Origin of the sequence: Citrobacter sedlakii NBRC 105722, assembly GCF_000759835.1 — a bacterium.
Lineage (GTDB): Bacteria > Pseudomonadota > Gammaproteobacteria > Enterobacterales > Enterobacteriaceae > Citrobacter_A > Citrobacter_A sedlakii.
On sequence record NZ_BBNB01000013.1, the window covers coordinates 14,541 to 30,277 of the forward strand.

Annotated in this window: 17 protein-coding genes; all 17 read right to left on the minus strand. The window is 55.9% G+C overall.

Translation table 11 applies throughout. The annotated features are described in order from the left end of the window. Positions 1-1,152: an efflux RND transporter periplasmic adaptor subunit gene (locus CSE01S_RS17245; protein ID WP_042290982.1), complete on the minus strand. Its 1,152-nt coding sequence runs from the start codon at positions 1,150-1,152 to the stop codon at positions 1-3. Continuing rightward, positions 1,149-3,257 (minus strand): peptidase domain-containing ABC transporter, encoded by a 2,109-nt coding sequence (locus CSE01S_RS17250; protein ID WP_042290985.1) that lies wholly within the window; start codon positions 3,255-3,257, stop codon positions 1,149-1,151. The genes CSE01S_RS17245 and CSE01S_RS17250 overlap by 4 nt, the downstream gene beginning before the upstream one ends. Before the next feature lie 8 nt (positions 3,258-3,265). After that, positions 3,266-4,216, minus strand: coding sequence for an ABC transporter (locus CSE01S_RS17255; RefSeq protein WP_042290988.1), 951 nt, complete (start codon positions 4,214-4,216; stop codon positions 3,266-3,268). A gap of 5 nt (positions 4,217-4,221) precedes the next feature. Then, complete coding sequence (locus tag CSE01S_RS17260; RefSeq protein ID WP_042290990.1) at positions 4,222-4,893, minus strand: DsbA family protein; 672 nt, start codon at positions 4,891-4,893, stop codon at positions 4,222-4,224. Between the two features lie 60 nt (positions 4,894-4,953). After that, a complete protein-coding gene (locus tag CSE01S_RS17265; RefSeq protein ID WP_042290992.1) occupies positions 4,954-5,154 on the minus strand; it encodes a DUF4762 family protein in 201 nt (66 codons plus the stop codon). Between the two features lie 88 nt (positions 5,155-5,242). Beyond that, positions 5,243-5,902, minus strand: coding sequence for a helix-turn-helix domain-containing protein (locus tag CSE01S_RS17270; protein WP_042290995.1), 660 nt, complete (start codon positions 5,900-5,902; stop codon positions 5,243-5,245). Between the two features lie 22 nt (positions 5,903-5,924). Beyond that, the gene (locus CSE01S_RS17275) at positions 5,925-6,473 is read right to left on the minus strand and encodes a fimbrial protein (protein ID WP_042290997.1); all 549 of its coding nucleotides are present in this window, start codon (positions 6,471-6,473) and stop codon (positions 5,925-5,927) included. A 9-nt stretch (positions 6,474-6,482) separates the two neighbouring features. Further along, positions 6,483-7,544, minus strand: coding sequence for a fimbrial protein (locus tag CSE01S_RS17280; RefSeq protein ID WP_042290999.1), 1,062 nt, complete (start codon positions 7,542-7,544; stop codon positions 6,483-6,485). Continuing rightward, positions 7,544-8,167, minus strand: a complete 624-nt coding sequence (locus tag CSE01S_RS17285; protein ID WP_052406306.1) for a fimbrial protein — start codon at positions 8,165-8,167, stop codon at positions 7,544-7,546. The genes CSE01S_RS17280 and CSE01S_RS17285 overlap by 1 nt, the downstream gene beginning before the upstream one ends. An 18-nt stretch (positions 8,168-8,185) precedes the next feature. Next, positions 8,186-8,929, minus strand: coding sequence for a fimbrial biogenesis chaperone (locus CSE01S_RS17290; protein ID WP_042291001.1), 744 nt, complete (start codon positions 8,927-8,929; stop codon positions 8,186-8,188). A 43-nt stretch (positions 8,930-8,972) separates the two neighbouring features. Further along, positions 8,973-11,447 carry a fimbria/pilus outer membrane usher protein gene (locus CSE01S_RS17295; RefSeq protein WP_042291328.1) on the minus strand — a complete coding sequence of 825 codons (2,475 nt, stop codon included), beginning with the start codon at positions 11,445-11,447 and terminating at the stop codon, positions 8,973-8,975. A gap of 63 nt (positions 11,448-11,510) precedes the next feature. After that, positions 11,511-12,059 (minus strand): fimbrial protein, encoded by a 549-nt coding sequence (locus tag CSE01S_RS17300; RefSeq protein ID WP_052406307.1) that lies wholly within the window; start codon positions 12,057-12,059, stop codon positions 11,511-11,513. Between the two features lie 72 nt (positions 12,060-12,131). Continuing rightward, positions 12,132-12,665, minus strand: a complete 534-nt coding sequence (locus tag CSE01S_RS17305) for a fimbrial protein (protein WP_042291004.1) — start codon at positions 12,663-12,665, stop codon at positions 12,132-12,134. A 456-nt stretch (positions 12,666-13,121) separates the two neighbouring features. Further along, entirely contained in the window at positions 13,122-13,625 is a 504-nt protein-coding gene (gene napF / locus CSE01S_RS17310) for a ferredoxin-type protein NapF (RefSeq protein ID WP_233422711.1), read from the minus strand. A gap of 29 nt (positions 13,626-13,654) precedes the next feature. Beyond that, the gene (locus CSE01S_RS17315; RefSeq protein WP_042291009.1) at positions 13,655-14,251 is read right to left on the minus strand and encodes a molecular chaperone TorD family protein; all 597 of its coding nucleotides are present in this window, start codon (positions 14,249-14,251) and stop codon (positions 13,655-13,657) included. 90 nt (positions 14,252-14,341) lie between these two features. Beyond that, positions 14,342-15,112, minus strand: a complete 771-nt coding sequence (locus CSE01S_RS17320) for a dimethyl sulfoxide reductase anchor subunit family protein (RefSeq protein WP_042291011.1) — start codon at positions 15,110-15,112, stop codon at positions 14,342-14,344. Beyond that, complete coding sequence (locus tag CSE01S_RS17325) at positions 15,105-15,731, minus strand: DMSO/selenate family reductase complex B subunit (protein WP_042291014.1); 627 nt, start codon at positions 15,729-15,731, stop codon at positions 15,105-15,107. Before CSE01S_RS17325 ends, CSE01S_RS17320 begins: the two co-directional genes overlap by 8 nt. Positions 15,732-15,737 lie beyond the last annotated feature (6 nt).

A 15,737-nucleotide genomic window follows, 5' to 3' on the forward strand; every position in this document is an offset into this window, starting at 1 on the left:
CTATCCCCGCCCTGCATCCTGCGCCAGCACCACCTGTTCACCCGCCGTTAACCCCTCCAGCACTTCAGCATACTGCCTGTCATTAATGCCGATACGGATGATGCGGGTGCGCGTTTTGCCATTCTCATAAGTGGTAATGGCGTAACGCTCGGTGTCCTGTGCCTGCCCCAGCGCGGCGACCGGTACGCGCAGAACGTTTTTGGCTTTCGCAATCTGGATAAACACCTGCGCCGTCATTGACGTTTTGAGCTCGCGCTCCGCGTTAGGCACTTCAAACGTTCCGGTGTAGTAGACCGCCATCGCCTGCTGATTGCCGCCCATTCTGTTTTCCCCGGACGCCTCCAGCGCCTCCTGCGGCGCGGGCTGAACAAAGCCCATCGTGCTGCTATAGCGTTTTTCCGGGTTGGCAATGACGTAGAAACGCAGCGGCTGACCGGGGCGGATCTTCTGCACGTCCGCCTCTGAAATCCGCGTTTGCACCTGCATGGTGTCGAGATTCGCCAGCACCAGGATGGTCGGCGCGGTTTGCGAGGAGACGATGGTCTGCCCTTCCCGGGTCACAATCCCCAATACTTCGCCGTCGATCGGGGCGACGATGCGGGTATAGCTCAGGTTAGCCTGCGCGGATTTCACCGCCATCTCCGCCTGTACAATCTGCGCATCGCTCACAGCGATCTGCTGCACCTGCGCGTCGTACTGCGCCTGCGCCTGCTCAAATTCACTGCGCACGCCAGAGCCGTCGCGCATCATCATCCGCTGACGGTTAAGCTCCTGGCGATAACGTAACAGGGTCGCCTGCGCCGACAGCTTTTGCGCTTTGGCGCTGGCAAGCTGCGCGTGGGCGTTGTTAAGGTCAGACTCCTGAATGGTCGGGTCGATCTCCGCCAGCAGTTGCCCTTTTTTTACCTTGTCGCCCTGACGCACGTACAGCTTGCGAAGCTGTCCGTTGACCTGCGCCCCAACGTTGACCTGCACCGCCGGTTTCAGGACGCCGGTGACCAGCACGACTTTTTCGATATCCCCTGTACCAATGGTTTCCAGCGCCAGGTGTTCATCGGGAGAGTCAGAGGCCAGCGTCGTCCACGCCACGCTGCTGGCGACGACAAACACCAGTCCGAAAGCAGCCAACATCCAGCGGGTTTTACGCGTCATAGATCGGCCTCCAGAGGGCGCAACTGGCCTGCAATAAGCTGATAAACGCGCGGAAAATGCGACAGTACCTGTTCGCTGTGGGTTACAACAATCAATGATTTACCGGTTTCGTGACAGTGACGGCGGAGCGTCTCCATCACGGTCGCCGCCGTGTCGTCGTCAAGATTCGCGGTCGGTTCGTCGAGCAGCAACACCGGACGCGTACTGTACAGCGCCCGCGCCAGCAACAAGCGCTGACGTTGCCCAAGAGAAAGCGCCGCGTGGCTTTCCCGAATCAGGGCGTCAACACCGCCTGGCAGCCCGCGCACCACGTCACCCAGCGCGAGGGAATCAAGCAGCGCCTCAATGCGTCCGCGGTCGCGTTCACGGTACTGTGCGTCAAACAAAGTGATGTTTTCCCGCACCGAGGCGTTAAACAGGATGTCCTCCTGGCTTTGCAGACAGACAAGCCGCGTGAGCAATTCCGGAGACAGGCGCGTTTCGCCGGCATAACAGCCGCCCGCCTGAGGTGCCAGCAGTCCGGCGATCAGCCGCAACAGGGTACTCTTTCCGGCCCCGGACTCGCCGACGATCGCCATCTGCTCTCCGGCGTTCAGGGTGAACGATACTCCGTTCAGAATCGGCCTCGCCGGATCGTAATCGTAGCGCAGAGCATCAAAGTGAAGCGTGGGCACCGCGCCTGACGGCAGCGCCGGGGTCAACGGCACGGGCTCGGCTTCGTCTCTGCGGGCAAACAGGCTATGGGCGCGGGTATCAATAACGTTGAGCTGGGTTTTTTGAATAATGCCGTAGAAAATCCGCGTCACGTAAGAGGTAAAGATCTGGCGCAGAAAGCTGTAGGCAAAAAAGTCGCCCAGCGAGATGAGTTTGCTGTGTACCATCGGCAGCACCACCAGCATAAACACCACCATTTCCAGACTGCCAGTCAGCTGATACAACCCCTCTTTAACCTGCTGATAGACTTTCTGGCGCTGTAGGCAGGAAAAAAGATCGCGGCTGAACGCTGCAAACTGCCCTTGCCGCTGGCCTTCCAGCCCGGCGGTTTTGACGGTCAAAATGCCCTGGATAGTCTCCATAAAGAAGTCGTTCAGGGTGGCGCTTTTAAGCTGCAACTGCTGCGTGAACCAGCGGTCGCGGATCACCGCCCAGACGCTGATGATCCCCATCACCGTCACCCCCACCGCCGAGATCGCCGCCAGTACCGGGGCGATCCAGAACATCACCGCCAGCGCAATAACGCAGATCACCCAGTCGGAACGCAGACCGTTATCCAGTTCAATCTTTTGCAGCAGACCCACCTGCCAGGCGGTGAAGCGGCTGAAGATCTCCCCCGGCGCGCGTTTTTCAAAGAAGCGCAGCGGATTGCTGAGCAGACGGGAAAATCCAACCCCGCTGTGGATCAACACAAAGCGTTTAATGAAACGCTCGCTAATCACCCGTACGCCCAGCGCCATCAGCGAGGAAACCATAAACGCCAGGATAAACCAGCCGTAGGGAAAATCGCTGTTCCCAACGCTGGAAAACGCCTGATTAATGGCGTTGCTGACCATTGTCGGCATCAGAAACAGCGTGAGGGAAACCAGGAAGGTCAATAACATCAGCCGGTAAATCCCCGGCACCGCCGCGGTTTCCTGCATACTCATGGCGCGTGGCGCAGTCTGCGTCTCATCCGGTAACGACAGGCCAGGATCGGCCTCCAGCGGTCGATCCGGTTCGACAATCAACGCATAGCCGCTGATCTCCTGCTTCAGCGCGGAAAACGGCAACCACTGCTCGCCAATCGCCGGGTTCATCACGCACACTTGATTCCCCTTACGCCAGGCCAGCAGAACGTAATGGCTGGCGCCGTAGTGCAGAATAGCCGGCAGCGGCAGGTCATTCAGTTCGTGATGCTCAAACAGGACCGGCGTGGTGGCAATGCCCAGCCGCGCCAGAATTGTCATCAGCGTATCCAGCGACGTGCCGTGATCGGACGCCGGAAAAATGTCGCGCAACGTCTCCAGCGAAACGGTTTTCCCCTGCGTCTGCGCCAGCATCGCCACGCACGCCAGGCCGCATTCGTTGGTTTCTTCCTGAAAGATCTGATTCGGGATGGTGGTTTTCATTTTTATAATTAGTGATTAATAAAATAGAGAGAATGGCTGTGCCAGAGCAGCCACTCCTGCGGATAGTCGCGCAGGGTGGACTCAATAATTCCCGGCAGCGTCTGCGCGACGTCGCGGCTGGCGACCGGAGGATGAATGTGGATACGCAGGCCGTTGTCGTAACTCAGGTGGTAAAACACCACCTGGGCCTTGATCACCGCGGAAAGACGAACCACGCCGTTGTGCAGCTTCGCGCTGCGGTCAAATAAACGGCACGGCAATTTCGCCGCCAGCGCACCTTCGGCCTGCAAGGTATAGTCGGGCGAGATATCGGGAAATATGATCATGTTTTGCCGACCGCAGGCGACATCCGTAATGAGCGTCATCAGATCGCCTGCCAGCGCTTTGTTTTCCTGGTGAATTGAGCAGTACGAAAGCGCGACGCCCCCCAGCGCGCGGGTCTGGGCGTTATAGAGTTCCGCGCTTGCAGAGACCACAACACTGGCGCTTCCCGGCGTGACGCAGGCGCCAACCATCGCCGCCAGCACGTCCGAGACCGTATGCAGCGGCGCCAGAATATAAGGCGTGTTTTGTTGATGCAGCGGCGCGACCACGGCGTCGAGCTGCGCCGCGCAGGCGCGAATCTGTCGCAGCAGCGCCGGACTCTGCCCCCAGGTAGCGGCTTCTTCCAGCAAACGACGGCGGACGGCTATCCATACGGCGTCCACGCGCCCCGAATACCCTGTCAGACAGCGTGCGTTTTCATTGGCCACCGCGTGTTGACAGCGAAACGAGCGTCCCGCCAGACGCAGGGCGCAAAGCCCCCTCGCCACTGTCAGCACCGCGGGGAGGTATCCGTAGCGCAGAATTTTCCGCAGCGCAAACATCGCCGCCCGGGACAGTTCCCGGCGCAGGCGGCGCACTTGTCCCAGACGGTTGCGGATGCTAAAGACGCTCCAGATAATAAAAAACCTGACCACGGAGACTATTTATCCTCTTTAAGCAACTGCTGCATCCGCTGGGCAAATTGCGGAAACTCCCGATCCTGCGCCACCACATAACGTTTATTGATAATAAATATTGGCGTGGCGTTAATCGCATAATGTTCGGTAATTGCCGCCATTTCGCTGAGGCGTTTTTTTACAGCCTCGCTCTGACGGGCTGTATTGAATTTCGTCGTATCGATATTATTTTTTACCAGCCAGCCTTGCAGCGCATTGTTATCCGCCAGATCGACACCACGCGTTATCACCGCATTATAAGCGCTGTCGCGCACCTTCTTTTCAATGCCCATAACTTCCAGCGTGGCAAATAACGGCGCGTACGCCGCCAGACCGTTATTATCACCGGCGATGTGAATAGAGGTAAATGTGCTGCCGGGCGGTAACGACCGGCTAAATTCAGCGAGGTTATCTTCGTTTGCCGCACAGTAATGGCAACCGTAGGACATAACTTCAATAATACTGCGTTCTTCTTTTATCGGGCTGCTCGCCACCTGCTCAACGCTGACTTCACGAAACGCCTGCGTTTGAGAATCATCCGCTGAAAATGTATTGAAAACAAAAATATGATAACAAAGCACCGTCATCAGCGAAGAGATCACGATGAGAAACAGTGAATAACCAATAAGGGTAATACGTTTAAAATGCGTCGCCATAACATTCTCGCCACGGAAAAGAAAAGCCTGGGGGCATATCCTCCCCCAGGCTGAGCCCGATTAGAAACGGTTCGGGATACCGCCACATTTGCTGGAGTCAGCATCTTTCATGGTCGTGGTGCTGCCGTGTTTGTCGGTGCAGGTCGTCAGTTCCTTACAGGAGGTTACGCCACCGATAGTCACGTTCTGATAGGTTATTTCGCAGGTTTTGCAGGTTCCGCCCACAACCATTGCAGCTTCGATCGCAGTTAATGTTTTCATTTCTGTTTTCCTTCATTAAGGTTTAATAAGGTGCATTCATTTGCACCGGGAATTCGGCGAAAGCGTTCGCCAAAAATTTTCCACACGCTCAGGGCATAATTCCCTTAAACGCCGCGAACAGGGCAATATTGTTGCGGATATTCAGCCGCTTCATTAAATGGCGCTTGATATAACTCAGGCGACGCACGTCCACGTTCACTTCATCGGAAATCTGCGACAACGATTTCCCTTTGAATATTTCTTCCATTAGCCACCACTCATTACCGGAAATGGTGTAATCTTCTTCCCTGTTGTGCAGTTTTTGCCGTGTGTAGTTCACCAGCGAGTGGCTAAAGCAGCATCCCCGATGGCCTTTATCAAACAGATCCTGAAAAAAGGGACCGATATTGTCGATATTTTCACTTTTCAATAACCAGTGCGCACTCGGCAATATGGTATAGAGCGCAAAAAACAGCGGCAAATTATGCTCGCTCAATAAAATCACCAGACTTTTATCTTCCTGCTGATAAAAATCTTTCATCAGTTGCAGCGCGCGAAAACGCTCTTGCGGCAAACTGTCAAGATCGCAAAGAATCAGCAGTCGATGATTATCATCGACTTTTGTCTGGAGCACAGAAATCAGCTGGGCGTAATCATCGGTTAAGGAATATTGCGTCTCAGCCTGCTCGCCGACTAAACGGGCAATTACCGTTTTTAAGCCTTGCGAATAAAAGAAATTCTTATCATAAAGAAAACACTGATACACCATGCCTCAAATCCCTGTTGACGCGCTACTGATAGCTCAATGTGTAATTCGCCGTCGCGGTAAATGGCCCGGTGGTAAGGGTTCCGTTTGCTAAGGCATCTGGCTCCGCTTCAACGAACGCCTGAAAGTTCAGCCGTAAAATCGTGTCGTTAATGGCCACTGGAGTCGTGGCGGCGTTCAGCTGTACCGGGGTGTCGTCGACCTCCAGCAGACCAATACCCACGCCGCTTGCGTTACCTGGCGCGGTGGCGCTGATCGCCAACCGATCCGCGAGATTAGGGTTAGCCGTCCCGCTGAACGTCACCGTTACGCTGTTAAAAACGCTCGGGGTACAGCCCTGAAGCTTGATGGTGAAGGGCACGGGGACCGTTTTGCCGTTAATGTACAAAGACTTGGTTGATATGTTGCCAAAGTCGACCGGCACCCGCTCTGACTCAGGCGCGATGCTGCACGGATAGGCCATCACCACACCCTTAAAGCTCAAATCGCCGCCGATCAGCTGCCCCAGCGCCCATGCGGAGGGGGTGATAAGCGTCGTCACGAAACAGGCGAGGATCATCATAATGCGCTGCATATTCCCTCCTTACTGGAATTCAGCCACGACCGTGGCCGACGCGTGAAATTCGCCTTCCGGAACTGTCGACGTCGCGCTTTGGGCGATCGGTGCGGCAACCAGATTCCAGTCGCCCTCGTTATTCGCAAATCCGGGCACGTTATAAAAGGTGTTCGGCTTAATGAGATTGCGCTGAGCGTCGCGCAGCGCAATACCCAGCATCGAACGATCGACGCCGCCGGTGCCCTGCGTGCTCAGGTACGAGCCGTCCGTGAAGGCCGGGTTAGGCTGCTGGATACCAAGCTTGATATTCAGCGCCCCCTGGGAAAAGCTGCCGCCTTCGCACTTCACGTGAATCGGCACATGTTGGCTGAAATTATTGCCGTCCAGCGCGCTGCCGGTACCCGGAATAGTGCCGAAATCAACGACAATCGGCGTCCCCTGGTTCACCACGCACTTATCCGGTACGGTGATCACCCCGGAGGCGATGGTAATGCGCGATAACGGCGTGCCGCCGATGGCCCCTGGCCCGAGACGCCCAAACAGCTTAGCGATTTCGGACCCCTGTAAGTTCACGCCGTTGATAATGGGTTTGGTGATCATAAAGGTCACCCTTCCCTTAGTCCCGGAAGCAAACTCGTTATCCAGAATCGTACTCGGCACGTTGCAATAGTTTTGCTCAATCCCGTTGGACAGACCTGTAAACGGAACCACTTTATAGTCCCGCACCGTTCCGCCGATATAGATCTCAATTTTGACGTCCATATAGTCATTGAGCTTCAGATAATCCGGGTTGCTCCCCTGCTGGGTTAACGTCGCCTGCGCCGTGTAGTACACCGCCTGATTCGTCATCGGCACAGAACAGTAAGCGCGGCCCTGGAACATCCCGGCCAGGTCAAACGTATCCGTATAGGTTGACCCTGGCTGATTATTGGTAATGTTCGTATTGTTAATGTTGACCATATAGTCATAAGTGCCGCCGACCGGTTCAATTTCGCCATCCACCGCCGACCATGCGGCTCCCGGCATCCCGAGTGCGCAAGCCACCAGTACAGCCGACGCTTTGCGGCGCAACAGGCCTGATACATTCATTACAGATACTCCATCTTCAGGCGCACCAGGCTACTAAACTCACCGGCGCTGACGTGGGTGCCGGTAGACTCCAGCGCCGCCATAAAGCTCAGCTCGCTGTCGCCGTTTTTAATCAGCCAGGGGGCATGGGTCTGCCCGACGTCCAGCGCATTGCCGCTTTTATCCAGCAGGCGAACACCCGCGCCGCGGGTGGTACCGGTCGTGCGCAGCAGTTGCGTATTATTCACATCCGCCTCGCCGACAAACGTCATTTGCACGGCCTGCTCGCCAGTGCTATACGCGCGCCAGTCTTCGCCGGTGGTACGGGAAGCCAGGCTTCCCCGCGCCTGCGACGCCCCTTTCAGGCAATCTTTCAGATACAGCTTGAAGCGCACCGGCTGGCTGCGATCGCCCGCCTGATGAAAACGCTGGGCGCTAATGTCACCCAGTTCGACGTCCTGGATACGTCCCTGTGTCATAAACACGCAGGGAGAGGCATACACCGAGCCGTGAAACCGGACAATGCCGCTATCTTCGCCGACCTGCTCCAGCGCATTGTGCTGCGGCTGTACCGGTACGTCCGCCGAACTGGAAAACGTCACGCCCATCGCCAGGAGGGCAATACATGGAAAAGGATTTTGCATTGTCAGGTTCCTTCTTGATTAACCCTGTTGAGCAGGCGGCAACGCTTTACAGGTGTTGCCATCGCAACGGAATTTCAGTTCCGGGTGACCGCCATAGTCATTCACAAACATCATTGAGAACTGATTGACGCTTGCGTCTGTCACATCAAACTGCTTGCTTGATTTCGGCGCGACCATGATCCCCGGGAATTTGGTGATCTTCTGTCCGGCGCCTTTCGACAAGCCAAGAATGGTGATGTAGTAAGGCGTCGGGTTCTCTGCCGTCATCTTGCTGCCGTTCTTATGGAACACCACCTGATCCTGCCAGACTTCGCTTTTTGACTTCGGGATCACCGCCGCCGGGCGGTAAAACAGCTTGATGCGCGACTGCATCGCCAGCTGTAGCGTGTTCGGTTTGTCCGGCTTCGGCGGGATCTCCCGGACGTTGAGATAGAACAGGCTCTCTCTGTCCTTCGGCAGCTTTTCGATACCGTCGGTTTTGGTCACGCGCGCGATCCCTTTCTGCCCGCCGTTGATCCGCTGTAGCGGAGGTAACACCAGCAGCGGCGACGTGATCTTGTTCCCCTTCTCATCTTCCACCCATGACTGGGCGAGGAACGGAACATCCGGGCTGGTGTTGCTCAGATTGGCGCTCGACGACACATCTTTCTCCGTAATAATCACGCGGGTCCGATCCAGCGAGACGCCTGCCTGCGCATAGCCACCCACCGCGCTCAGCGCTAACGCCGCCAGCAGGTATCCGTTATGTCTTTTTTTGCTCATTTTTGGCCTTTTATTACAATGAGATAACTCGTTCTACCCGGAATTAACGACACGGCAGCAGCGTATCCGCGCGTCCATTTGTCGCGCCTGGTGGGATGGTGATCTTGCACTGCTGTTTCCCGCCCCACATCACGTTCAGCGTTTCGTCAGGGTTGACGCCCGCAAGCCAGGCTTTACCGTCTTCCAGCACCATCGCGACGCTGATACCGTCGGCGTTGTAGACTTCCGCGCCGAACGGCGGAACGCTGTTATCAGCGAGGCGCAGCGTGCCCATCATCTTCATCCCTTTCGCCATGCCGAAGGCCTGATAACCAATCGCCCCTTCGGTAAGCGTTGTGGTGCTGATGGCTTTAGACGGTTCGATGTCGCCGTCCATCGCGTCTACATCCACGCGGGTGTCAAAGCTGTTGTAGCTCACGACATCCGGCACCACGGCAATGCCGAAGCGGTTGGTCCGCGACTTCTCGCCGTTGAGCGGTACGCCGCCAATACCGTTGGTATCCACCATGACGCGAGCGGTGTTCAGCGTCGCGCCGCTGTTGTGAATGGCTGCGCCGTGTCGGGTCGCCGTAAAGCCGCCACGTAACGTGGTGCTCAGCGCCATGTATTCATTCTGGCGATAGCTGGCGTTGGTATTAATTTCCGCCACCTGCGAGCGATGGTTGTAATAACCGTCAACGCTGACGTTGCCTTGCTGGCTGGCGCCTGCGCGAACGCGCCACAGGTTGTTGTAATCGCTGTTGTCGGTATAGGACGCCATCGGGCTGGTTTTGCCGTTGTTGGTCTGGACATCCAGCCCCGCCCATCTGTTGTCGCCCACCGGCACTGACAGGGAGAAGGAAATCGAGTCGTCTTTACTTCCTTTATAGTCAGTACGATAAGCAGAGAGGTTGGCGGTAATACCGTTAATGTCTCCGATACGGAAAGAGCGTCCTACCGACATGCCGTAGCGGTCCTGGCTGCGCTTATCCCAGTAGTTCTGATGCGTCCAGGTCAGGAAGACCGTGGTCGCTTTGCCCGGTTCATCGGCCCAGAACGTTTTATTCCCGGTAATGGTATAAAGTTCTTTTTCGCGGCCCAGGTGGTCATAGCCTTCGTAGCGCTCATCGAGGTATTGCGCCATTGAGCGGAAATCTTCCTGCGAGAAGCGGTAGCCCGCGAAGGTGATGGAGCTGTGGTACTCATCAAACGTTTTCGCGTAGCTCAATTTGTAAGAGGTGCCTTTCTTGCGATCGCCTTCCCGCGTGCGGCTCCACGACTCGGTGGCGTCAACCGATATGGCGCCCAGCAGGTTAAGATCGCGGCCAATACCCAGCGAGGCGGCGGTGTACTCTTCACCAGCTGACTGCAGGCCGCCGTACAGCGACCACGCGTTGCTGACCCCCCAGGAGAAATCGCCGGAGAGGAACGTCGGTCCCTGCATTTTATGGTTGTAGCGCGACGGCGTACCGCCGGAAATGTTGTAGCGTACATAGCCCGGACGCGTCAGATACGGAATGTTGGCGGTGTTCACCTGGAAGGTCGACACCGACCCGTCCTGCTCTTCGACCCGCACATCAAGCGTACCGCGCACCGAACTGCGTAAATCCTGAAGGTTGAAAGGACCGGCGGGTACGGTAGTTTCATAGATAACGCGCCCGTTCTGGCTGACGGTCACTTTGGCGTTGGTACGGGCGATACCGTGGACTTCAGGAGCATAGCCCTGCAACGCTGGCGGCAGCATGCGCTCATCGCTGGCGAGGTTGATCCCGGTGAAGCGCACCGTGTCAAATACCTGCGAATTCAGGTAGATCTCACCGAGCGTCAGCTTCGCCGCCATCATCGGCAGCGGACGGTAGGCGTAGATTTGGTTCCAGTCGAAATCAAACTGATGGTTCTGGCTGTAGTAGCTGGTCTGATACTCGCCACGCACACGCCAGCCGCCAATGTTGGCGCCCGCCTGCCCATAACCTGACAGCGAACTGTAGTTTTTATCATCGGTGAACTGACGGGTAATCTGCCCGTTGAGGCTGTAGTCAAAAATCAGCCCGGCCACCCCGTCGTCCCAGCGCTCAGGCGGCGTCCAGTCGGGGTCGTTATATTTCATCCACGCCTGCGGTACGCTGATGTCCAGCACGCCGGCGTAGTTGGTTAATTTGCTTCCCGGAAGGCTCTGCAATACATAGCAGTTCTGATACAGCTGAGTGACCTGCTGCCGCGCGTCTTCTTTCAGCGCCAGCTTGTCGAGCAGGTCGCCAGTGATGCAGGGGATGGTGCGTTTGCCTTCAGGCGCTTCGACGTAACGAATCTTCTCCTGCCCCACCGGCTGGCCATTGATACGAATATCTAACAGGTAGTCGCCAGGGGTAACGTAGTTGTCCGTCGCAAAGCGCGACAGATCGATACGCGTACGATCTGCAGCATCCAGGACATCGGTATTAAATTCAACGCTTTCCTCAGCCCAGACCGGAGCAGCATAACAGCAGCTCATTACATGAAGGGCTATTATCGTTATCTTTGTTTTTAATTTTACCGACATGATTTTCATCCCGAATAAATCCGTAAAAAACGTCCTGCTTCCCGCTACGTTATTGTTATTTTGTTAGTTGTAATCCATAAAAAATTGCGCAACGGCTGTAAATTCACCCGCCTTTATATATTTCTCTACCGGCACCAGTGATGCGGTAAATTTCAAAACATTATCGCTCTCGCTCAGTTCATAACCGGGAGAGGGTTCGCCGAGCGTTAATATCGCGCCCTGACTGTCGCGTAAGCGAATGCCAAAGCCATCGGCCTTGCCGTTAACTAATAACGTGGTGGGATCGGAAGCTGCCGCGCTGCCAATAAAGGTGACTAAGGCATAAGGATAAAGTGAACCGTCATTGCCTCTTTTTACGATTGAGCAACCTGTGAGGCGAACCAGAAAAGGTCGCGTAATATTCCCTTCATCGTTGCGATTAATCTGACTGGCAGAAACTTCGCCAAATTCCACTTCAACATCACGACTTGACGGGTCAAGGCTGCATGCGGCTTCAATTAATTCGCCGCTCATGGCTAATTTGCCTGGCGTTATGGTAGAGCCTGAAGCAGAACCCGTCGCCACCAGGGCACACAAATAAAGCGACAATAAGCCTGCGTTGCCTGATTTCATGCTGTCCCTCCCTGGTACGAATGAATAATTTAAATGAGTGCGGGAAGCCCCGCACTCAGCACTTCAGTCCGATTACTGGTAAGCAATCTCGAAGTTAACCGTTGACTGGAAAGAACCGGCAGTCACAGTCGCGCCTGCGCTTTCTTCTTTCAGATAAGCAACAAACGGGATGGTGTTGGTGCCGTTAACCAGCTGTACTGCAGTCGTTGCCTGGCCCCATACTACGTCCTGGCTGGCGCTGTCGCGCAGGCCGATACCCGCGCCGGAAGCGGTGCCGGAGGTGAAGGCAGCCAGAGTGGCGTCAGTCGGGTTAACGCTGGTCGGGTTATAAGTGACTACAGCAGTGGTCGCCACGGTAGTGTCGCAATGCTGCAGTTCGATGTTCTTATGTACGTTTCCTGCATGATTACCGCCCGCCAGTGCTGAAACCGGAACCTGGCCGAAATCAACAATAACCGGGCTTGAATTCGGCGCCAGGCCGCAAGCGGTATTCACCAGTTCACCCTGGAATTCGATTTTGCCAGTTGTTGTATCAGCAGCTAATACAGACATAGAGCTCAGAGCAGCAGTGAAAGCAACAGCCATAGCAACTTTATTCATTTTCATAACAATATCCTGTTTGTACCAAATCCTGAGAAATAATAAAGAGTCTTCACGTCGCGATCGGTATTTCGCTACTTTTGTAAACAACTCTTGGTTTTGTTCCGGAAATGTTCTGGTAATAATTAAAGTTGAAATTATTCAATCTTAATTACCGCCATTCCTTCGAACTGTGCAAAATGCTATCAAATCAAAATTTCACCACAAAGCACTACATTTGCTATGGAAAAGATACGCATTGATAACTCGCAAAAACAAAAAACAGGATGTTATATCTCGCGAAGCTGTGTGATTAATCCTAAACACATGAGGAATTGAGGCGGGAATATTCCTAAGACATAAAAAAAAGACTTAGGATAATTCATATAAACGGCAGAAATAATTTTTCTAACAACACTCGTGAATAAGCGGAAACGCGATGAATAACGTTTAATTCAGGAACATCCTCGCTTATTTCAACCCCTACCGCTCCAGCCTAACGGCATCGTAACCGCACTGCACACGGCATTCTCCGCAGCCGTTACAGCGTTCGGCATCCACCGTGGGGACACCGCTGGCGCTGATAGCGCAGGCCTGTTCCGGGCACGCCTCCACACACTGATTACAGGCGCGCGCCGGGTTTACGCAGGCGTCGTGAAACACGGGACGCAAACCAGTGTCCGGACGCATTTGTGGACGCAGCGCGCCGGAGGCGCAGGCGGCGATGCACAACCCGCAGCCGTCGCAGCTGGCGTAGTCAATTGCCAGCTGTGGGAAGCCATCGTCGTGCGGCGACAGAATGCCCATCGGGCAGGCATCAATACAGTGATGACAGCGGGTACATTGCACGCTAAAAAGCGCGTCTGGCAACGCGCCCGGCGGCAGAGGGTGGGAAAGGTGAAAAGAGGCATCTTCGGGCGCGGTATGTTTTGCCGCGCTGACGAAGGCGCGAAACAGCCCCCGGCGGCTCACGTGCCGGTGAGTCATCAGTTCCTGATAATATTTCTCCGATTTATTCATCCGAAATAAAGCCGCTTCGCTGGCGGTTGCAACGCCTGCTGCTGTTCAACGTCCCGCAGATAACATTCCGCCACCGCAGCAAGACGGGAATAGAACGGACTGATTGCGTTGGCATGCAGCAGCGCGAGATAGCGATACCCCCACGGCAGTAAATGTGTTTCCAGCAGCGTATTCGCGGCGGCGTCATTCCCTTGCTCAAGCAGCGCGCTGTAGGCAAGCAGCATCAGTCCGAACTGATCTTCCGGTTCGGTATGGCGGGCGTCAAAGGCCATACCGTGAGACTGTAAAAACGCACGGTATTCTGCGGTTGTGTCGCCCATCAGCAGGTTATCCCGCTCCAGCCAGACCGATCCCCAGGGCGGTACAGGCATGTCGCCCTGCCCTTCAAACAGGACCGAAAACTGCCAGGCCAGCGCGTCCGCGTCGGGCTGCGGCCAGTCGGCGCATAAACGTGAGATCGGCGTCAGATCGCGCCACGGATACAGCTCCGGCAGCGTCGGCAGACAGTCGATAAGCGCCTTGACGTCTGGCTTTTCCGGCGACCAGTAAAACAGTGCGCCGAGGATACGCGGTAATACGGCACGGGTTGGCATAGTAAAGCTCCTGAAAAATGCCTGAGTATTGCCTGTTGGCGCTACGCTTGTCAGGCCCACAGGTTAGCGCCGCAGGCCTGACAGGTAGGGTTACATCGGCAGCGTCCAGAGATTGTAGAACGCGATACGGCCAACTAATTCCGCGGCGATCACCACCAGCGCCGTCGCCGCGAGAACCGCTACGTTCGTTTTCAGTCGCGACCAGACAACCACGCCCACGATACCCGCCGCCAGCAGCACCGCCTGCGCGGTGAACCAACTGGCTTGCGCCGCGGTCAGGGCGCCGTCAGCGCTCATAAGCGTCGACATATAGCCTGGACGCAGACAGAAGCTGACGAGGATCGCCAGCACGCTGATCAACAGTCCCAGGCGCAAACCAAACAGCCCGGCGAGAATACCGCCGCCAATGAGCGGCGTCAGCACCATCATCACGGTGGTATAAGAGGAACGCCACGTCACTACCGTTGGCAACTGGTAGATCTGCGGAATCGCCAGAATAAAGACCACGCCGACGATCGCCGCCAGCCACACCAGCCCCTTACACAACGCGGCGCCACGGTTGAGCAGCAGCCCGAGGGACCCCAACCCGCCCAGCGTAGCAAACACCGCCGACAGCACGATTTCATTGCTCATAGGCGAATGCCCGACACGCAACAGCATATTCAGCGCGCGCAGCGGCTGGCCGACATGGAAGATCCCCAGCAGGACGCCAACACCAAACAGACACATGACGGAAAACAGCCCCACCGCCATTCGTCGGGCGTCAATCTGCCCGAGCGTGCCGCCGATCAGCAGCAGAATAAACGCCCCAACCGCGCTTTGGGTAAAGACGGTAAAAAAGACCAGCGGTAACTCATGCATGGCGCACCTCCCCCATGTTCACAATTGCCCCTTCCTTGTCCCCCGACGCGCGCGCCTTCGGGTGCGGCTTAATAATCAGGTTAGGATGGGTAAACGACGCGGACGGCAGCGGCGCGATTTCGTTTTCACTGCCATATTTCGCGCGCAGCTCGTCGATCGGGCCGAAATCCAGCGCGCGCTGTGGGCAGGACTCCACGCAGATCGGGCGCAGATTACGCTCCAGGCGGTCGAGACAGCCGTCGCACTTGCGCATGACTTTCGCCTGCGCATCGAACTGCGGCGCGCCGTACGGGCAACGCATTTCGCAATATCGGCAACCCACGCAGACGCTATCATCCACCAGCACCAGACCGTCCTCTTCACGCTTGTGCATCGCCCCGGTCGGACAACCAGAGACGCACACCGGCTCGTCGCAATGGTTGCAGGCAATAGAGAGATAATAGGTAAAGGTGTCGTTGTGCCAGCTTTCGCCCTCTTTCACCCAACTGCCGCCGCCGTATTCATACACGCGACGGAATTTCGGGCCGACGTCCAGATCTTTGTTATCCTTGCAGCTGACCTGGCAGGTTTTACAGCCGGAGCAGCGCGAGGAGTCAACGTAAAAGCCATACTGTTTCATTGTGGT